This window comes from Actinomadura logoneensis, from assembly GCF_003428695.1.
Lineage (GTDB): Bacteria > Actinomycetota > Actinomycetes > Streptosporangiales > Streptosporangiaceae > Spirillospora > Spirillospora logoneensis.
The window spans coordinates 1-18,588 of record NZ_QURH01000271.1 but is presented as its reverse complement, the minus strand read 5'-3'; the positions used below and the strand labels follow the sequence as shown (position 1 = coordinate 18,588).

General features: G+C 71.2%; 17 protein-coding genes and 1 tRNA gene. 14 read left to right on the top strand and 4 right to left on the bottom strand.

Features of this window, described 5'->3' with window-relative positions; all coding sequences use genetic code 11:
- Positions 1 to 1,360: HAMP domain-containing sensor histidine kinase (locus tag DZF91_RS16190; protein WP_235834336.1), on the bottom strand; the 1,360-nt coding region annotated here is incomplete at its 3' end.
- Between the two features lie 157 nt (positions 1,361 to 1,517).
- Between DZF91_RS16190 and DZF91_RS16185 the strand changes: the two genes are divergently transcribed.
- Both DZF91_RS16185 and DZF91_RS16180 read left to right on the top strand, forming a co-directional pair.
- Positions 1,518 to 1,766 (top strand): hypothetical protein, encoded by a 249-nt coding sequence (locus tag DZF91_RS16185; protein ID WP_117358293.1) that lies wholly within the window; start codon positions 1,518 to 1,520, stop codon positions 1,764 to 1,766.
- Between the two features lie 91 nt (positions 1,767 to 1,857).
- On the top strand, positions 1,858 to 2,547 hold the full coding sequence (locus DZF91_RS16180; protein WP_117358292.1) for a response regulator transcription factor: 690 nt from the start codon (positions 1,858 to 1,860) through the stop codon (positions 2,545 to 2,547).
- Positions 2,548 to 2,576: 29 nt separating this feature from the next.
- Here DZF91_RS16180 and DZF91_RS16175 read toward each other — a convergent pair whose 3' ends face one another.
- Complete coding sequence (locus DZF91_RS16175; RefSeq protein WP_199486674.1) at positions 2,577 to 3,380, bottom strand: SAM-dependent methyltransferase; 804 nt, start codon at positions 3,378 to 3,380, stop codon at positions 2,577 to 2,579.
- A gap of 609 nt (positions 3,381 to 3,989) precedes the next feature.
- Here DZF91_RS16175 and DZF91_RS16165 point away from each other — a divergent pair.
- From DZF91_RS16165 to DZF91_RS16145, 5 genes are all read left to right on the top strand, one after another.
- The gene (locus DZF91_RS16165) at positions 3,990 to 4,619 is read left to right on the top strand and encodes a Crp/Fnr family transcriptional regulator (RefSeq protein WP_158587958.1); all 630 of its coding nucleotides are present in this window, start codon (positions 3,990 to 3,992) and stop codon (positions 4,617 to 4,619) included.
- An 83-nt stretch (positions 4,620 to 4,702) separates the two neighbouring features.
- On the top strand, positions 4,703 to 5,461 hold the full coding sequence (locus DZF91_RS16160) for a hypothetical protein (protein WP_117358290.1): 759 nt from the start codon (positions 4,703 to 4,705) through the stop codon (positions 5,459 to 5,461).
- Entirely contained in the window at positions 5,458 to 7,302 is a 1,845-nt protein-coding gene (locus DZF91_RS16155; RefSeq protein WP_117358289.1) for a hypothetical protein, read from the top strand. The genes DZF91_RS16160 and DZF91_RS16155 overlap by 4 nt, the downstream gene beginning before the upstream one ends.
- 19 nt (positions 7,303 to 7,321) lie before the next feature.
- The gene (locus DZF91_RS16150) at positions 7,322 to 8,296 is read left to right on the top strand and encodes an HNH endonuclease (protein ID WP_117358288.1); all 975 of its coding nucleotides are present in this window, start codon (positions 7,322 to 7,324) and stop codon (positions 8,294 to 8,296) included.
- A 16-nt stretch (positions 8,297 to 8,312) separates the two neighbouring features.
- Positions 8,313 to 9,278, top strand: coding sequence for a hypothetical protein (locus DZF91_RS16145; protein ID WP_117358287.1), 966 nt, complete (start codon positions 8,313 to 8,315; stop codon positions 9,276 to 9,278).
- Between the two features lie 189 nt (positions 9,279 to 9,467).
- Here DZF91_RS16145 and DZF91_RS42090 read toward each other — a convergent pair whose 3' ends face one another.
- Together DZF91_RS42090 and DZF91_RS16130 are read right to left on the bottom strand one after the other, a co-directional pair.
- Positions 9,468 to 10,571: an MrcB family domain-containing protein gene (locus DZF91_RS42090; protein ID WP_117358286.1), complete on the bottom strand. Its 1,104-nt coding sequence runs from the start codon at positions 10,569 to 10,571 to the stop codon at positions 9,468 to 9,470.
- A gap of 836 nt (positions 10,572 to 11,407) precedes the next feature.
- Positions 11,408 to 11,479: transfer RNA gene (locus tag DZF91_RS16130), tRNA-Arg, on the bottom strand.
- A 132-nt stretch (positions 11,480 to 11,611) separates the two neighbouring features.
- Between DZF91_RS16130 and DZF91_RS16125 the strand changes: the two genes are divergently transcribed.
- From DZF91_RS16125 to DZF91_RS16095, 7 genes are all read left to right on the top strand, one after another.
- Positions 11,612 to 11,971: a response regulator transcription factor gene (locus tag DZF91_RS16125; RefSeq protein WP_117358284.1), complete on the top strand. Its 360-nt coding sequence runs from the start codon at positions 11,612 to 11,614 to the stop codon at positions 11,969 to 11,971.
- A gap of 148 nt (positions 11,972 to 12,119) precedes the next feature.
- Positions 12,120 to 12,692 (top strand): DALR anticodon-binding domain-containing protein, encoded by a 573-nt coding sequence (locus tag DZF91_RS16120; protein ID WP_147341175.1) that lies wholly within the window; start codon positions 12,120 to 12,122, stop codon positions 12,690 to 12,692.
- Positions 12,689 to 14,083, top strand: a complete 1,395-nt coding sequence (lysA, locus tag DZF91_RS16115; RefSeq protein WP_117358282.1) for a diaminopimelate decarboxylase — start codon at positions 12,689 to 12,691, stop codon at positions 14,081 to 14,083. Before DZF91_RS16120 ends, lysA begins: the two co-directional genes overlap by 4 nt.
- A gap of 20 nt (positions 14,084 to 14,103) precedes the next feature.
- Entirely contained in the window at positions 14,104 to 15,393 is a 1,290-nt protein-coding gene (locus DZF91_RS16110; protein WP_117358294.1) for a homoserine dehydrogenase, read from the top strand.
- A gap of 256 nt (positions 15,394 to 15,649) precedes the next feature.
- On the top strand, positions 15,650 to 16,717 hold the full coding sequence (gene thrC / locus DZF91_RS16105; RefSeq protein WP_117358281.1) for a threonine synthase: 1,068 nt from the start codon (positions 15,650 to 15,652) through the stop codon (positions 16,715 to 16,717).
- Positions 16,714 to 17,625, top strand: coding sequence for a homoserine kinase (thrB, locus tag DZF91_RS16100; RefSeq protein ID WP_117358280.1), 912 nt, complete (start codon positions 16,714 to 16,716; stop codon positions 17,623 to 17,625). The genes thrC and thrB overlap by 4 nt, the downstream gene beginning before the upstream one ends.
- A 431-nt stretch (positions 17,626 to 18,056) precedes the next feature.
- A partial coding sequence (locus DZF91_RS16095) for a Rho termination factor N-terminal domain-containing protein (protein ID WP_199486673.1) occupies positions 18,057 to 18,588 on the top strand: 532 nt, incomplete at its 3' end.

The window sequence follows — 18,588 nt, the reverse complement described above, 5'->3', positions numbered from 1 at the left end:
AGGGGTGGGGGCGGTCGGTGGGGGGGAGGGGGTCGGCGGCGGGGAGGAGGAGGGTGAAGATGGGCGGGGAGGGGCGGCGCAGGACGAGGCGTCCGCCCTCGGCCTCGGCGAGGGAGCGGGCGAGGGCGAGGCCGATGCCGTGGCCCTCGGCGGACGCGGAGTGGCGGCGGGTGAAGATGTCCTCGGCGTCGTCGGTGACGCCCGGGCCCTCGTCGGACACGTCGATGGCCAGGCCGCCGCCGATGTCGCTGGCCTCGACGGTGATGCGCCCGGCGCCGTGGGTGACGGCGTTGTCGACCAGGACGTCCAGGATCTGCCGGACGGCCGGGGACTTCACGTGCAGTTCGGGCAGCGGATCGTGCGCGGTCACCGTCAGCGGGCGGTCCACCCCGGCCAGCGTGGCCGACCAGCGCGAACGCAGCGCGGCGAGCAGGTCCGGGACGTCCAGGACCTCGGCGTCCGGTCCCGCGTCGCGGGCCAGGCGGAGCAGGTCGTCGATGATGTCGCGCAGGTGCTCGCCGCGCCGGACGGCGGCGCGGATCGCGGCGGGCAGGTCGGCGCCGGGGCGTTCCAGCGCCGACTCCAGGCCCAGCAGGAGCCCGGTCAGCGGGGTGCGGAGCTGGTGCGAGACGTCGGCGCTGAAGGCGCGCTCGCGGTCCAGGACCGAGCCGAGCCGGCGGGCGGTGACCTCCAGGGCGCGGCCGGCCTCGTCCGCCTCCCGGACCCCGGACGGCTCGGCGCGCACGGTGAAGTCGCCGTCGCCGAGGGACTGCGCCGCCCGGGTCAGCCGCTCCAGCGGGCGCGCGAGCCGCCGGGACTGGTAGAACGCCGCCGCCGCGGCCAGCCCGACGACGACCACGGCGAACACGCCCATCAGCAGCCAGGCCCGGTTGCGACGGTCGTTCACGTCGTCCTGCGGCATGCCGACGCGGGCGATCGAGGTCACCCCGGCCTCCGACGGGATCGGCGCGACGACCGTGAGGGTGCCGCCCTCGACCGACTCGTGCAGCCGTCCGTTGGCCGCCTCGGACGCCAGCGGCGAGACCTCAGGGCCGTCCCCGACGATGCGGTGGCCGTTCACGCGGTAGATCCCGACGACCAGGCGCCGGTTCAGCCCGGCCGGCTTGGCGAAGGGGCGCGGGTTGTGCGCCTCGTCGTCCGGCGCGGACGCGGCGACCCGGGTGGCGTCCCGCTCCAGCTTGGTGATCGCCTCGCTGTGGTACAGCCGCTCCACGGCGACGGCGAGCAGCAGCGCCAGCACCAGAACGGCGATCGAGGTGATGCCCACGATGGTCACCAGGAGCTGGCGGCGCAGCGGCGTGCTCGCGGCACGGGCCTCGTCCCGGGCCGGCATCGGCATCCCCCTCCCACCTGGGTGCCCGTGTGGCACGGAGGATATCGGCGCCGGTCCACAGCGAAGGTGAACGCCACCATAACCAGCGTTGCAAGGACTTCTCACCCGCGGGGGACTAGCCTGTGCGGCGAAACGGAGACTGGACGTGCTCGGGAGGCCGTACATGCGCAGGGTCCTCGTCGGAGTCCTCGCCCTGGCGGCGCTGGCGACACTGGGGATCGGGCACGCCGCCCGCTCCCCGCTCTCCAGCGCGTGCGCCGGGGAGCCGCACGACGGGTCCCGCCTGTCCAAGGTCGTCGACACCGTCAGCGACACGCTCCAGATGTCCCCCCGCAACGCCTACTGCCGCCAGCCGGAGCGCGGCTGGGTGAGCCGCCCGGCCCCCGAGTCCGGCCACAACGCCCCGGCCTGACCGGACCGCGGGCGCGACGGGGCTGACCGGGGTGAACGCCCGTAACGGGTGTGAACGTCACGCTAACCTAGCCGCCCCTACGCTAGGCGGCATGGCGGGACCATACGTGCTCGTCGTGGAAGACGACGAGGTCATCGGCACCGAGCTGGGCGAGGCCCTGGCGGCGCAGGGCTACGAGCCGGGCTGGGCGGCCACGGGGAAGGACGCGCTGGAGCGCGTCTCCGCGCGCGCCCCCGACCTGATCCTGCTCGACCTCGGCCTGCCGGACATGGAGGGCGTGACCCTCTGCCGGCGGCTGCGGTCGGTGCTCACCGACACGGTCATCGTCGTCCTCACGGCCCGCACCCAGGAGTTCGAGGTGGTGGTGGCGCTCGACGCGGGCGCCGACGACTACCTGACCAAGCCGTTCCGGCTCACCGAGCTGATGGCCCGGCTCCGCGCCCACCTGCGGCGCAGCAGCGCGTCCCGGGCGGACGAGCGGTTCGTCGGCGCCGGCAGCCTCAGCCTGGACCTGGCGGCCCGGCGCGCCCTGTTCGACGGCGCCGAGATCGCGCTGCGCCCCAAGGAGTTCGACCTGCTGGCGTGCCTGGTGTCCCGGGCGGGCGAGGTCGTGACCCGCGAGGAGCTCATCGACCAGGTCTGGGACGTCAACTGGTTCGGCCCGACCAAGACCCTGGACGTCCACATCTCGGCGCTGCGCCGCAAGCTCGCCCAGCACGGCGCCGACCCGCGCGCGATCACCACGCTCCGGGGCCGCGGCTACCGCTACGAACCCGCCTGAAGCCGCCTCGGCAGCGCAGGCGTGGCGGCTCAGCCCTTGCGGCCCACCGCGCAGTAACCCGCCACCTCGTCGGCCCCCTCGACCGGCGGACGCCAGCGCGTCATCGACACCACGCCAGGCTCCAGGACGTCCAGCCCCTCGAAGAACGAGGCGATCTCCGCCCGGGGCCGCGGCCGCATCGGGTTGGCGGACTTGGCGTTCCAGTCGTGCTGGGCCTCGGCCTGCGCGGACGGATCCCGGTCGAAGTCCAGCGTGGAGTGCGTGAGGACGAGGTGGCTCCCGGACGGCACCGCGTCCAGCAGCGCCCGGACGATCGCCCGCGCCTCGCCGAGGTCGTGCACGAAGTGCAGGACGCCCAGCAGCATGATCGCCACCGGCCGGCCGAGGTCGAGCGTCCCGCGCGCCCGCTCCAGGATGGTCTCCGGGTCGCGCAGGTCGGCCTCGATGTAGTCGCACGCGCCCTCGGGCGTGCTGGCGAGCAGCGCCCGCGCGTGGACGAGCACCAGCGGGTCGTTGTCGACGTACACGATCCGCGACTCGGGGGCGATGCGCTGCGCGACCTCGTGGGTGTTGTCCATTGTCGGCAGCCCCGTCCCGATGTCCAGGAACTGCCGGATGCCCAGGTCGCCGACGAGATGCCGCACGGCACGTCCGAGGAACGCCCGGTCGGCCCGCGCGATGGCCAGGATCGCCGGGAACGTGGCGATGAACCGCTCCGCGGCCTCCCGGTCGACCTCGTAGTTGTCGTTGCCGCCGAGCAGGTAGTTCCAGACCCGCGCGGAATGCGGCACCGACGAGTCGATCCGCGAACCCCCGACCTCCGTGCCGCCCACGCCAAGCTCCCCTCGCCGAAGGATGTCCTCGCCCAGACTAGCCACGACTTCACGCCCCTCCTGACCGTCCTTTCCGCCGAATGAAAAGGCCGCCGGGGGTGCCTTCCGCCCCGGTCTTCCGTCCGCCGAGGAGAACCCGCATGATGGACGGCATGCCGCCGCGAACCGACGACGAGTGGATCAAGATCGCCGCCTGGGAGAACGTCCCCGGCTGCCCGCATCCGGCCACCGTCCTCGCCACTTGACTGCGTGACCGCGGCCTCTTCTCGACCCCCTTCGACGAGACCGACATCCGCATCGACCTGACCTGCGGCCCCGACAGGACCGGCCGCTGGCGAGGCTGGTGCACCCTGAGACTGAGCGCGCCCGCCCTCCAGGCCCTCGGCCTCCACCCCGACCAGCCCCCCACCCGCTACCACGGCCCCGAACCACCTCCATGGTGGCCGCACCCCCCAACCCCAACCCGCCGCCACACCAAATCCCGCCGCCGCCGTAAGTAAGGCCTCTCGGCGACCGATCAAGTGAGGAAGACCGTGGGGGCGGTGAGCCGTCCTGACCAGTCCCTGTCGGCCTCTTTTCCCGCGCGCGTGAAGTATGAGAGACAGGAGTGTGATCGTTGAGGACGAGGCATGGCGGCGGCTCCTCGCGCTGGGCGCCGCCCGGACCTTCCCACCCGCGAGCACACTGCTCCGCCAGGGGGACCCGCCCACCCACGTCCTCGCGCTGACCTCGGGCCGCGTCAAGGTCGTGCGCTCCTCCCCGGACGGTGACCATCTGGTGCTCGCGGTGCGCGGTCCGGGCGAGATCCTCGGCGACTATTCGGTCCTGGGAGAGGACGACCGGTCCGCGACGGTCATCGCCGTCGAGGTGTGCCACACCTCCGTGGTGCCCGCCGACCGCTTCCTGGCGTTCGTCCGCTCCTCCGGGCTGGAGAACGACCTGCTGCGCCACGCGATGAGCCGGATCCGCGAGAGCGAGGCCTGGCGCGCCGAACTCAGCTCCCTGCCGGCGCGCACGAGGCTCGCCCGCACGCTCCTGCGCTTCGGCGCGCCCCTCCCCGAGATCGGGCTCGACCAGACGGAGATCGCGGGCGCGGCCGGGCTCGCCCGCAGCACCGCCGCCGGAGAACTCGCGTACCTGCGGGAACACGGGATCGTCCGGACCTCCCGGCGGCGCGTCGTCATCACCGACGTCGCCGCCCTGCGCGCGCTGGCCGGATCGGGCCGTCCGAACGTCTGATTCCGGACAGAGCGGCGAGCGCGGGCCCGCGAAGGTGGGAGCGGACCGCCCACGACGGGGCGCACCGAGGAACGGGAGGACCGTTGACCGCACCGCAGTTCCGCAGCCTGCTCGTCGTCGACGCCGCGGGGTTCAGCCGGCATCCGGACGCGCGCCTGCCCGCCCTGCACACCGAGATCCGCGCCGCCCTCGACGCCGCCTGCGAGGCGTCCGGCCTCGGCGACCTCTGGCGGGCGGCGGACTTCCGGCAGAGCACCGGCGACGGCGTCCTCGCCCTCCTGCCGCACGAGGCGACCGCCGCGCTCGTCCACCCCTTCGCCGACCGGCTGCAGGACGTCCTCGCCGAAGCCGCGCCCCGCCTGCGCGCCGAGGGCGTGAGCCTGCGCCTCCGCGTGGCCGTCCACGTGGGCCTGGTGGACGACCGGCACCCGGTCACCGCGGGCATCGGCACCGCGACCAACGACGTCTGCCGCCTGCTCGACAGCGAGCCGTCGCGCGCGGCGCTGGCCGGGAGCGACCCGGACGTCACCTTCGCCGCACTGATCATCTCCTCCGAGGTCTTCGACACCTACGTCCGCGGCGGCCACGTGGCGGCCCTGCCTCCGAGCCGCTTCGCGCGGGTGCGCGCGAAGGTGAAGCAGTTCGACCGTCCCGCCTACCTGTACGTCCCCGTCCCGTCCACCGCCCCGGACGCCCCGGCTTCCGAACCGCCCGGCCGGTCCCCGGCGCGGCCTCCCGCCCCCGGAGGCGTCTCCATCGACGGCCTCACCCTCTCCGGCGACGGGAACCAGAACGTCATCGGCAGCTGGACGGGCGGCGACATCCGGCAGGAGAGGGCATGACGGTCACCGTCCAGGACGTCCGCGTCATCGGGGACGACGGCCAGAACCTCATCGGCACGACCGTCCACGGCGACGTCGTCAAGAACCAGATCCGGTTCGTCCGCGGCCGGTCCGCCATGTACCTGGGGCCGAGCGAGATCCACGACCACATCGCCGGCCACGTCCCGGCCCGCAACCACGACCTGATCGTGAAGACCCTCGCCGCCGAGCACGTCGTCACGCTGTGCGGCCCACCGGGATCGGGCCGCCGCACGACCGCGATCGCCGCCCTCCGCCGCGTCCACCCGGCCGCCGACATCCGGCTGTTCTCCCCCGAGCAGGACGAGATGGTCGAGATCAGTGTCAGTGCCGCCTGCGGGTACCTGGTGGACGGCGACGCCGAGACGCCCACGGCCCTCGGCGGCCTGTCCGACGCCGTCCGCGCCAAGGGCGCCTTCGCGGTCGTCTTCACCACGACCCCGACCACGGCATCGATCACCCTCGACCCGCCCGACCCGGTCGAGGTGTACCGGCGCCGCGTCGCCCGCCTCGGCCTCGGCCCCGCCTGGATCCGCTGGAACCGCGCTCCCGCCCTGCTCGCCGACGCGTCCCCGGCCGACGCCCGGCGCCTGGCCGACATCGCCGCCGAGGCGGGCTCCCCCGCGGAGGCCGAGGAGTCCTTCCGCCACTGGTCGGACGAGCTGTCCCGCTGGTTCGCCGCCCACCCCGAGCCCCACGACCGCGCCCTCCTGGTCGCCGCCGCCACCCTCCGCAGCGCCGTGCCCACCGACGTCTACACCGTCGCCGCGTCCCTGCTCCGCCGCCTGGACGTCACCGTCCACGGCTCCGGCCTCGCCTGGTGCCCGGCCGCCGAGCTGCGCGGCGTCCTGTCCGCCGCGGCCGACTCCGCCCGCGTCGAGTTCCGCCGCCACGGCTTCCCCGAGTCCGTCCTGCGCCACGTCTGGGACGACTACCCGTTGATCAGGTCCGACCTGCTCGGCTGGCTGGCCGCCCTCCCCGCCGACCCGGCGGTGCCGGGCGCCCTCTGGGCCGGTCTCGCCGAGACCTTCGCCGACCTGGCCGCCGAACACGGCGCCGCCGAGCAGATCACCCGGACGGCCGAGACCTGGGCCGAGAACGACCAGGCCGACCTCGCCTACATCGCCCTGGCCCGCACCTGTCTGGACCCGCTGGTGGGCGGACGGGTCCGCACCGCCATGTACCGCTGGTCAAGGGAGGAGAACCTCGCCCAGACGCTCAAGCTCACCCTGGTCAGAGCATGCCAGACGCTCGCCGAGACCTACACGTCCATAGCCCTGACGCGCCTGAAGCACCTGGCGACGAACGGCAACGACCAGGTCCGCGTGGAAGTCGTGGAAGCCCTCCTCAAACTGGCCTCCGATCATCCCGATGAGATCCTGGTCGCCATTCTCACCTGGGCCAAGGGCGCCGGAGTGGAGAACCTGAGCGCGCGCAGAGAAGCCCGCCGGAAGGCCACGGCAGCGGCGGTCTTCCTGCGCTGGGGCCTGACCCCCGAAGAGGTCGACCCGCACATGACCGTCCCCGCCTGGCGCGCCGCTCTCGAAACGCGGAACCCGCGGCTGGAACCCGCCCTCCACACGTGGCTGGAGACCACCCAGACCGTCCCCGGCCTGACCCCTGCCATCCTCTGGACACTGGTGGAAGCCGCCGACGAGAGCACCGCGGACCTCCTCATCTCCCTGACCAGGCGCTGGGCCACGACTCCGGCCCGCTTCCAGATCCACACCCAGCTCGCCATCCGCCTGACGCGCCCCTGGTGGCGGCGCCTCCACCTGCGCGTTCGCCTCTATTTCGAGTCCTTCCGAATGGCAAGATGGTGAAAGGGCCTAAGGTCGTCCTGTGAGCCTGACGGACATCACCCGCGAAGGCGTACTCAAGGCGATCACCGAGTTCCAGGAACTCGGCCGTGACGAATTCCTGAGACGCTACGGCTTCAAAGAGGCGCGGACGTACCTGCTGGTACACGAGGACGCCTTCTACGACTCCAAGGCCATCGCCGGTGTGGCTCACCGCCACACGGCGGGGCGGCCTCTGACCGCGGGCGAGTTCTCCGGCGGTGAGAAGCACGCCGTGCGAGTGCTGCGGTCCCTCGGTTTCGAAGTCCGCAGCACGCGCACCCCACCTTGGGACCACGACGAGCTCGTCCTGCTGTGCGCCGTCCTCGCAGGCAACGGATGGCAGCCAATGGCGCCGGACGCCGAACGTGTGCAGGAGCTGTCCGAATTCCTGCGGCGCTTGCCCCTCCACCGGCACGGTCACCGGGGACCGGATTTCCGGACGCCGGACGAGGTGGCGCGCAAGATGGCCGAGCTGGCCGAAAGCCACCTACCCGAGAACTCGGACCGGGACGAACAGATTCTGCGAGCATTCCGTGAGTCTCCGACCCGCATGAATTCCGCCGCAGAGGCCCTTCGCAAGGGCGTTGAATCCGGCCCCCTCATGGACCTGGCCTGGTCGGATGAGGTCATCGACGCCGAGGTCAGCGCCCCCGAAGGACGAATGCTGTTCCGCTGGCACCTCGTCCGGGAGCGGGACCCGGCACTGCGGAAGAAGCGCATCGACCAGGCCCGTGCCCGCCATGGAGCGCTGGCCTGCGAAGTCTGCGGGTTCGACTACGAGCGCACCTACGGCCCCCGCGGAGCCGATTACATCGAGTGCCACCACGTCGTCCCACTCCACGTCTCCGGGGAGACAACGACCCGGCTGAACGACCTCGCCCTCCTGTGCGCCAACTGCCACCGGATGATCCATCGCTCATCCCCTTGGCCCACCCCGGCGGAGCTGAGAGAACTGGTGACACGACGCCGGAGCTGATCTCTGGAGGCAATCCGTGAAGAGAAGCACCCTGGCGGCAGTCCTGACGCCGCTGGTAGTGATCGTCTCGCTCCTGATCCCCTCACAGCCCGCGTCCGCCCAAGAGGGGCGCGGCTACCTGCGGCAGCCGGACGGCCACTTCACCGCGATCGACGTACCGGGCGCGGTCGGCACCATGCCCATGGGCATCAACAACCGAGGCGACATCGCCGGAAGTTACGACGACTCATCCGGCCGCAGCCACGCCTTCACCCTCCGGAACGGCCACTACACGACCATCGACCACCCGAACGCCACGGGCGACAAAACCCCGTACGGCCTCTCCGGCACCCTTTTCTCCGGCATCAACGACCGCGGCGAGATCGTAGGAAGCTACGTCGGACACGCCGGCCGTATCCACGGCTTTCGCTACTCCCACGGAGCGTTCACGCCGATCGATGTCCCCGGCGCCCAAGAGGTCTGGCCCTTCGGGATCAACAACCGTGGACAGGTGACCGTCCAAACCGTCCGCCCGGACGGTTCCCAGCCCCAGTACCTCCTGGACGCCGGCCACTACACGCCGATCGCCTTCCCCGGGGCGGCCTACACCATCGCCCATCGCATCAACGACCACGGCACCATCGTGGGCGACTACGTCGACACCCCGGACGCCACAACCCAGCACGCCTTCATCCGAACCCGCGGAACCTACACCCGCTTCGACGTCCCCGGCGCCGCCTACACCGGCATCAACGCCACGACCAACAGAGGCGATCTCGTGGGCTACTACGTCCCCGAAAACTCAGAAACCGGCCACGCCTTCATCATCACCGCCGGGAAATTCACCACCTTCGACGCCCCGGGCGCAGCCGGCACCACAGCCTTCGACATCAACGACAAGGGCCAAACCGTCGGCACCGGCTTCACCGCCTCTAAGTCTTTCTCAAGAGCCGTCATCAGTTCCAATGCATCAGGGGATCGGCATACACCTTGGCTCCCTTAGGCGGTCGGATCGTGGCCCACTTCATCTTCGCTGCCTCGCGAAGCCGCCGCGATTTCGCCCACCTGCCCGCCACTTCGTGAAGACGGCGGCGGGCTGTGGGAGTCCCTGCGGATCGACGACATCCGATTAGAAGCTCTTGTCTGCCCTACAGAAATGCTTTCAAGCCTGAATTCAGGCAGAACGCCGCAATCAAAGCCCAGTTTTATACACGTAGGACACGACGGATAGGTCTTCGTCCTCGATGTACCAAGGTGAGGTGCAGCACAGCGTTCCGCCGATGGCGGATACAGGCTTCGCGGTTCTGTCCAGCTCAATCGAGTGCACGACGACCAGGGCGTTATGAGGGACCAGGGCGCGCTGGCGGGCGACCTCAGCGCGGGTGAGGACGACCTGTTCACCCCGTGAAGTCGTCCCCTTGACTTCCACGTGGAGACGTTCGTCGCCCCTACTCAGAAGCAGGTCATAGGACTCTTTCAGACCCACGTCTTTTACAGACCAACCCTGGGCCTCGAAGTAGTCCGTCGCCATGGACACACTGTGGCGTTCCAGGGCACGTCGTTCTTGCTCGTTGAGGCGGATGCCCTGTCCGCGCGCACGAACGGTTCTTCGCCTAGCGGCTTTAACTGCGTCTTCTTCAGCTTCAAGCACCTCGGGGGGCGTGTCGCCGGGGACGTACGACGCGGTCTTCCCCGCTTTATAGAGCACTCTTAGCAGGTGGGCCATGTAGAGGAGGTCATCCATGAAAGCGGATTCGCTCGGTAGAGCGTCGCGACGGTACTCGATGGCCGTGACGTTCCCGGCTTCGTAGCCTTCGCCGAGCCGAGACTTACGGGCCGCGAGCTTGATGTCCGTCTGGACTCCGCCCCACTCAGACAGAAGCCCCTCAATGCGAGGACGGGCCCACGCTACGCGGGCTTTGATCTCTGCCGGTTCCCTAGGTGCGAAGTCCGTCCCCGTCCAAACTGTGGTGCCTTGGTTGAGGGAGAGGTAGACGCGTTCGCCATCGGCGCTGAAGAGATAGACGAGGTACCAACCCGAGGTGGCTCGGGGAGATTCCGCGCGAGAGAAGACCCTCACCCATGGGATTTCAGTCTTCAGGCCGGTTCCATCTTTACCCTCAACTCCCAGGTCAAGGAGGGGAACCCCGATCGTGGCGGCCAGCTCGTCAACATGGGCGCGGATCCTCTGGGGGATCTCTGTCCGTACGAGAACCCCTCGGCGTTCCATCTTCGGGGTGTTGCGCGCTGCCCATTCGAGCTGGAGGTCAAGGGTCTCGGCGAAGAGAACATCCATGTCGTGGAGCCTAACTCCACCGCCTGACAAAAGGTGGCAAATCACCCTTAGTCGTCTGGTGGTCGTTGCGGTGATCGAACCTGGGGCGCCTCGAAGGGCGATGTTCGTCGCCCACCGCGCGTGTATTTCCTGGCAGGACGAGCTCAACGGGGGCAAAGGCGACTCAGGCTGCCCTCAGGCAGGTGGCAAGGGTCGCGAGAGTCTTTTGGATGCCGTGCTGCACGATGTGGACGAGCTCGTGCGCAGGTCGGAGGCCTGGCGGTTAAGTGCAGTGGTGAGGCTGAGCTCATGTTTCCGACCGCCCCGCACAAGCTGCTCGGTTCGGGGCCCGCTTGGCGCGGCCTGTCGCACCCGCTCCCGCCGGCTGATGCCCTGCGGCACTTGAGGTCAGTGGACATGCTTCCGGTCGTCGAACTTGGCCGCCCTGAGCAAGAGAAGGCGCTCCTCGCACGTAAGCCCCAGACCTACGACCTCGGCTCGCGGTGTCTCCTGCGGCTGAACGCAGGAGTGCCCGCCGTTTACGTCGCCGAGTGGGCTGGCCACAGCGTGGAGGTCCTCCAGCGCACCTACGCCCACTGCCTCGATGGGGACGATGGGCACTGGTTTGTCCGAAAGGACCGGTCTCTTGGCCGGTAGCCGCCCCGGAAGAGCCCCGGTTCCGTGCCGGGGCTCTTCTCTCTGTGCTGGCCTGCGGAAATGGCGCGGAAGCCGTTCCGTGAATGTTCCGTGGATGGTGACAAACGGCTGCGTTCGGCGGCACTTGGCTGCACAGACAACAAACCCCGGTGCCGGGCGTTGTGCCTGGTCAGCCGGGGTTTTCGTTGGTCCGGAAAGGGTGCCCCCTGCAGGATTCGAACCTGCGCACACGGCTCCGGAGGCCGTTGCTCTATCCCCTGAGCTAAGGGGGCGTTGCGCCTGGTGTTCCTTGGCGCGAGAAGAAGACTACCAGGGTTGGGGACGTGGTGCGCACCTGGTTGTTCGGGGTGCGAGGCGATCGTCGGTCGGCTAGCTTCGGGTGGGTGACCGAGCCACTGGGACGGGTGCTGGTCGTCGACGACGACGAGGTGATTCGGCAGCTGATCGCTGTGAATCTGCAGCTTGAGGGGTTCGAGGTCGTCACTGCGGTGGACGGGCGGGACTGTCTCGACAAGGTGCGGGACGTGCGGCCGGACGTGATCACCCTGGACGTGATGATGCCGCGCCTGGACGGGTGGGTCACGGCGGTGCGGCTGCGCGAGGACGAGGAGACGCGGCACATCCGGGTCGTGATGATCACCGCGCGGGCGCAGGAGCACGACGTCCGGCGGGGGAACGAGATCGGGGTGGACGCGTACGTCACCAAGCCGTTCGATCCGAACCGGCTGATCCAGACCGTGCGGAAGCTCGCGGCCGGCGCGTGACGTGTCCGCATAGTGGTCGGATAGTCTCGCGAGGGTGACTCCAGCGGTGGTGAGCGGTGTGCTTCGGGGCGCCGTGCGGGACGTCGCGGGCCGGGAGCCCGGTGACGTCGCGCTGCGCTGCGTTGGAGCGGGGGTTTACGCCAGCCCGGTGGCGTTCAGGTTGGGCCTGGACGCGGCGGCGGTGGTGGCGGCCGTCTCGCATGGTGAGATCACGGCCGAGGCCGATCAAGGGTTCGTGGTTCTGCGGGTCCGGCCCGGCGCGCTCGCCGAGGCGATCGTGCGGGATCCGGACTACGGGGTCGTGGCCGGAGTGCCCGCCGTCGAACTCGAGGATCGGCCCCGGGTTTTCGAGAATCCCGGGTTTTCGCTGCGGTACGCCTATGCGCGCGCGACGGCCGTCCAGAGGCGGGCCGCCGATTTCGGGATCCAGGGCGGGCCGGCCGAGCCCGCGGGGGACGAGTTGCCGCTGATCCAGGCGCTGGGGGAGATGCCTGGATGGGCGCGGAGCGCCGCGCGCAAGAGGGACGGGCGTCTTCTGGCCCGGGCCCTGTTCCAGATGGCGGACGCCTATCACACGGTCCATGAGCACTGTCCGGCGTTGCCCGCGGGAGAGAAACCCTCGGCGGTGCACGCGTCCCGTGTGACGATCGCGGCGGCGGCGGGCATCGCCTTGCGCAACGGCCTCACGATGATCGGCGAAACCCCAAGAGAGCGGATATGAGCAGAGTGCACCCCGCCGGCCCCCGGCACGCCGGCGTCCTCCCCGAAGACCACCCCCTGCCGCCCCCCGCGGACCTCAACGCCCTGGACGAGCAGGTATGGCCGCAGTCCGCCCGGCGGGACGAGGGCGTCATGACCGTCGGCGGCGTCGATGTCCGCGACCTCGCCCGGGAGTTCGGCACTCCCCTTTACGTGTACGACGAGAACGACGTGCGGGCGCGGGCGCGGGAGTACGCGGCGGCGTTCCACGACGGCAACGTCCACTACGCGGGCAAGGCGTTCCTGTGCGTCGCCGTGGCCAAGTGGCTCGCGGAGGAGGGCCTGGGGCTGGACGTGTGCAGCGGGGGAGAGCTGGCCATCGCGCTGGCGGCGGACTTCCCCGTGGAGCGCATCACCCTGCACGGGAACAACAAGTCCGTGCGGGAGCTGGAGCGGGCGGTGGAGGTCGGCGTCGGCCACATCGTGATCGACTCGTTCGAGGAGATCGCCCGGCTCGCCTACCTGGCCGAGAAGCTCGGCAGGCGGCCCAAGGTGATGGTCCGCGTCACGACCGGCGTCGAGGCGCACACGCACGAGTTCATCGCCACGGCCCACGACGACCAGAAGTTCGGGTTCTCGCGCAGCAGCGGGGCGGCGCTGGAGGCCGTCCGGCGCGTCCTGGAGCTGTCGGACGTCCTGGAGCTCGTCGGACTGCACAGCCACATCGGCAGCCAGATCTTCGACCCGGACGGGTTCGAGGTCGCCGCGCACCGGCTGGCGGAGCTGCTCGTCGCCATCCGGGACGAGCACGGGATCGAGCTGCCCGAGCTGGACCTCGGCGGCGGCTACGGCATCGCCTACACCGACGGCGACCAGCCCATCGACCCCAAGACGATGGCCGACTCGCTCAGGGACATCGTGCGGCGCGAGTGCCGCGCGTACGGGCTGGCCATGCCGACGCTCACGGTCGAGCCGGGACGGGCGGTCATCGGTCCCGGCGGCATTACGCTGTACGAGGTCGGCACCGTCAAGGACGTCGAGGGACTGCGCACCTACGTGTCCGTCGACGGGGGCATGAGCGACAACCTGCGCACCGCCCTCTACGGCGCCGAGTACACCTGCGTCCTGGCGAGCCGGGAGTCGCAGGCCGAGCCCATGCTGAGCAGGCTCGTCGGCAAGCACTGCGAGAGCGGCGACATCGTCGTCCGCGACCTGTGGCTCCCGGACGACCTGGCGGCGGGCGACCTGGTGGCGGTGGCCGCGACCGGTGCGTACTGTCGGTCGATGGCGAGTAACTACAACCACGTCCCGAGGCCCGCCGTGGTGGCCGTGCGGGACGGTGCGGCGCGGGTCGTCGTGCGTCGCGAGAGCGACGCCGACCTGCTCCGGCTGGATGCGGAGGTAGAGGCGTGAAACAGGGCGGGCCGCTGCGGGTGGCGCTGCTGGGCTGCGGCGTCGTCGGCACCGAGGTCGTGCGGCTGCTGCGCGAGCAGGCGGGCGACCTCGCGGCGCGGGTCGGGGTGCCGCTGGAGCTGGCGGGCATCGCGGTCCGCCGGCCCGAGCGGGTCCGCGAGGGCGTGCCGCGCGAGCTGCTGACCAGCGACGCGCAGGGCCTGGTCACCCGGGACGACGTGGACATCGTCATCGAGGTGATCGGCGGCATCGAGCCCGCCCGGACGCTGATCCTGGAGGCGATGAAGACCGGCAAGTCGGTCGTCACCGCCAACAAGGCGCTGCTCGCCGAGGACGGCGCGACGCTGTTCGCGGCGGCCCGCGAGTACGGCGCGGACCTGTACTACGAGGCGTCCGTGGCGGGGGCGATCCCCCTGCTGAGGCCGCTGCGCGAGTCCCTGGTCGGCGACCACGTGCACCGCGTCCTCGGGATCGTGAACGGCACGACGAACTACATCCTCGACCAGATGGACACCAACGGCGCCGGGTTCAACGAGGCGCTGGAGGAGGCCCAGGCGCTCGGCTTCGCCGAGGCCGACCCGACCGCGGACGTGGAGGGCTTCGACGCCGCCGCCAAGGCCGCGATCCTGGCGCAGCTCGCCTTCCACACCCCGGTCACGGCCGCCGACGTGCACCGCGAGGGGATCACCGAGGTGTCCTCCGCGGACGTGGCCGGGGCCCGGGAGGCCGGTTCGGTCGTCAAGCTGCTCGCGATCTGCGAGCGGGTGCCGGCCGCGGAGGGACGCAACGGACGGGGCGTCTCCGTCCGCGTCTACCCGGCGATGATCCCGCGGACGCACCCGCTCGCGAGCGTGCGCGAGGCGTACAACGCGGTGTTCGTGGAGGCCGAGTCCGCCGGATCGCTGATGTTCTACGGCGCGGGCGCGGGCGGCGCGCCCACGGCGAGCGCCGTCCTCGGCGACCTGGTGGCCGTCGCGCGGAACCTGCGCGGCGGGAAGCCCGGACCCGTCGAGGTCACCTACGCCGAGCTGCCCGTCCTGCCCATGGGCGAGACGCGCACGCGCTACTACATCCAGCTCGACGTCGCCGACCGCTCGGGCGTGCTCGCGACGGTCGCGACGGAGTTCGCCAAGCACGACGTGTCGATCCAGGCCGTCCGGCAGGTCGGGTCGGGCGAGGACGCCCAGCTCGTCGTCGTGACGCACCGGGCCGCGGACGCGGCGCTCAGCGCCACCGTGGAGCGGCTCCGGAGCTTCGAGGACGTGCGCCGCGTGGCGAGCGTCATGCGGGTGGAGGCCGACGACGTCTGACGACGTCGAAGGCCGCATGGCCCGTGGACGTCGGAGGACGGCGTCCGCGGACGGTGCGAAGGACACCGTCCGAGGACGGTGGAGATCACCGTCGGGGGCGGCGCGAACCGCCGGCGTTCCGGCGGTGCGGGCCGCCGTCCCCGGGCGGCGGAGATCATCGGACGGCGGTTGTCCACAGCCGCCGCGACGGCCGACAACGGTGTCGGACGGGCCCTTAGGATTCAGTTAATACCGCAGGTCAGCGAGGAGACCGACTGTGAACGCGACTGCCCGTCCGTGGCGAGGGCTCATCGAGGAGTACCGTGACCGGCTGCCGGTGACGGAGGCGACGCCCGTCGTGACGCTCTTCGAGGGCGGCACGCCGCTGGTGCCCGCCACCCGGGTGTCGGAGCTGACCGGCTGCGAGGTGTACCTCAAGGTCGAGGGCCTGAACCCGACCGGCTCGTTCAAGGACCGCGGCATGACGGTCGCGATCTCCAAGGCCGCCGAGGACGGCGCCAAGGCGGTCATCTGCGCGTCCACCGGCAACACCTCGGCGTCCGCCGCCGCGTACGCGGTCCGCGCCGGGATGACCTGCGCGGTGCTCGTCCCGCAGGGCAAGATCGCGATGGGCAAGCTGGCGCAGGCGCTGGTGCACGGCGCCCGGCTGCTCCAAGTGGACGGCAACTTCGACGACTGTCTCGAACTGGCCCGCAAGCTCGCCGTCGACTACCCGGTCGCGCTGGTCAACTCGGTCAACAAGTACCGGCTGCAGGGCCAGAAGACCGCCGCGTTCGAGATCGTGGACGCCCTCGGCGACGCTCCTGACGTGCACTGCCTGCCGGTCGGCAACGCCGGCAACATCTCCGCCTACTGGATGGGCTACACCGAGTACGCCCGCGACGGCGCCGCCTCGCGCCGTCCGCGGATGCTGGGCTTCCAGGCGTCCGGCGCGGCCCCGTTCGTCAAGGGCGAGCCGGTGCTGAAGCCGCAGACGATCGCCACCGCGATCCGGATCGGCAACCCCGCCTCCTGGGACCTCGCCATCGCCGCGCGGGACGAGTCCGGCGGCGCGATCGACGCGGTCACCGACCGGCAGATCCTGCGCGCGTACCGGATGCTCGCCGCCGAGGAGGGCGTGTTCGTCGAGCCGGCGTCCGCCGCGTCCGTCGCCGGGCTGCTCCAGGCCGCCGAGCAGGGCGTGGTGGAGCGCGGCTCCCGCGTGGTCTGCACCGTGACCGGAAACGGCCTCAAGGACCCGGACTGGGCCATCGCCGGAGCGCCCGCCCCCACCACCGTCAAGGTGGACGCCCACGCCGCCGCCTCCGCCCTGGGCCTCGCATGAGCACCCGCGTTCGGCGGGTGACGGTGGAGGTGCCGGCCACCAGCGCCAACCTCGGGCCCGGGTTCGACTCGCTCGGGCTCGCGCTCACGCTCGCCGACGAGGTGACCGTCGAGCTCGGCGGCGACGGCGTGGTGATCGAGGTCGAGGGCGAGGGGGAGGAGGTCGCCGACCGGGGCGACCGGCACCTGATCGTCACGACCGTCCGGGCCGCGCTGGAGGCGGTCGACCGCCTCGCGGGCACGGCGGAGGCCGCCGTGCTCGGCAAGGGCGTTCGGCTGCGGTGCGTGAACCGCATCCCGCACAGCCGGGGGCTCGGCTCGTCCTCGGCGGCGATCGTCGCGGGCATCGTGGCGGCGCGGGCGTTGCACCCGCGCGGCGACGCCATGGACGACGCCGCGGCGCTGCGGCTGGCGACCGAGATCGAGGGGCATCCCGACAACGTCGCCCCCTGCCTGATGGGCGGCCTGACGGTCGCGTGGGGCGACCGTGCCGTCCGGCTCGACCTCGACCGCGAGGTGGTCGCGTTCGTTCCGGAGACGCGGCTGGCGACCGAGCTCGCCCGGGGGCTGCTGCCCGCGACCGTTCCGCACGGCGACGCCGCGGCCAACGCCGCGCGTGCTGCGCTGCTGGTCACGGCCCTGACGCGCGGCTTGGACGAGGACGTGCTGCTGGCCGCGACCGAGGACCGGCTGCACCAGGAGTACCGGGCCCCGGCCATGCCGGAATCCGCCGAATTGATCCGAAAGCTCCGTGAGCGAGGGGTTCCGGCGGTCGTGTCCGGCGCCGGGCCGACTGTCCTGGCCTTCACATCGGTCTCGCGGATTGATTCAAACGCGCTTGAAATGGGTAATGGGTGGCACGTACACCCCTTGCGTGTCGCCCCCCGGGGCGCCTCGGTCCTCACCTGACCGGCGTCCGCGAGCGGCCGGGGTGTGACCGAACCGGCTAGGTAAAATGCGAAGACATCGACCTCTGGGGAATAGCAGTGTGCCCTGGTGATGTTAGGCTGATTGCCGCACCAGATGCCCCGTTCGGGGCCGTGTGCTCGTCAGCCACGCGTCACCTGACCGGCCCGTCGGCCGAGTCGGTCGCGCGTACATGGCTTCCCGTCTCCGTGACACTCCGTTGTCCGGCATTCCAGCGAACTTCGGATCCCCGCGGTCATGGGAAGGCCCATGAGCGAGCCGTCCCGACCGACCGCCATCTGGCTGTTGCCCAGCATCGCCCGCCGCGGCTCCTCCGCGGTACGGCGAGCCCGACTCGGCGCCCCCGCCGGGCCGCACCACCGGGTTGACTGGCCGAACGCCGGCCAACGCCCGCTCCCTGGGAAGGACCCTTAGTGAGCGAATCCAGCGAACTCCTTACGGACGCATCCAGCACGGCAGCCGCGACCGCGGACGAGGCCGGCCAGGGCGCCGCCCCCCGACGCCGCCGTGCCACCGGCACGGGCCTGTCGGCCATGGTGCTGACCGATCTGAAGAAGATCGCGTCCGACCTCGGCATCAGGGGCGTCAGCCAGATGCGCAAGGGCCAGCTCATCGCCGCCATCCAGGAGAAGCAGGGCGGCGCGGGCCAGGGCTCGGCGGGGGCCGAGCAGGGAGCCGCTGCCAGCGACCGCGCCGCCGCCCCGAAGGGGGGCGGCAAGGCGTCCGAGCGGGCCGCCGACCAGGCGTCCGAGCGCGCGGCCGACAAGACCGAGAAGGCGGAGAAGACCGAGCGTCCGCGCCGGACCCGCACCGCCGCCAAGCGCGACGGCGAGGCCGTGGCGGCCGACGCCGGCCAGGCGGAGACCCGGCAGGCCGAGGAGCGCCCCGACCGGGCCGAGCGCGGCGACCGCGCCGACCGTTCCGAGCGCGAGGGCGGCCGGGAGC

Excerpts from the sequence above, each read along its gene's own strand:
- DZF91_RS16185 (WP_117358293.1), top strand. The coding sequence starts at position 1,518 with ATGCGCAGGGTCCTCGTCGGAGTCCTCGCCCTGGCGGCGCTGGCGACA.
- DZF91_RS16180 (WP_117358292.1), top strand. The coding sequence starts at position 1,858 with ATGGCGGGACCATACGTGCTCGTCGTGGAAGACGACGAGGTCATCGGC.
- DZF91_RS16155 (WP_117358289.1), top strand. The coding sequence starts at position 5,458 with ATGACGGTCACCGTCCAGGACGTCCGCGTCATCGGGGACGACGGCCAG.
- DZF91_RS42090 (WP_117358286.1), bottom strand. The coding sequence starts at position 10,571 with ATGGATGTTCTCTTCGCCGAGACCCTTGACCTCCAGCTCGAATGGGCA.
- lysA (WP_117358282.1), top strand. The coding sequence starts at position 12,689 with ATGAGCAGAGTGCACCCCGCCGGCCCCCGGCACGCCGGCGTCCTCCCC.
- thrB (WP_117358280.1), top strand. The coding sequence starts at position 16,714 with ATGAGCACCCGCGTTCGGCGGGTGACGGTGGAGGTGCCGGCCACCAGC.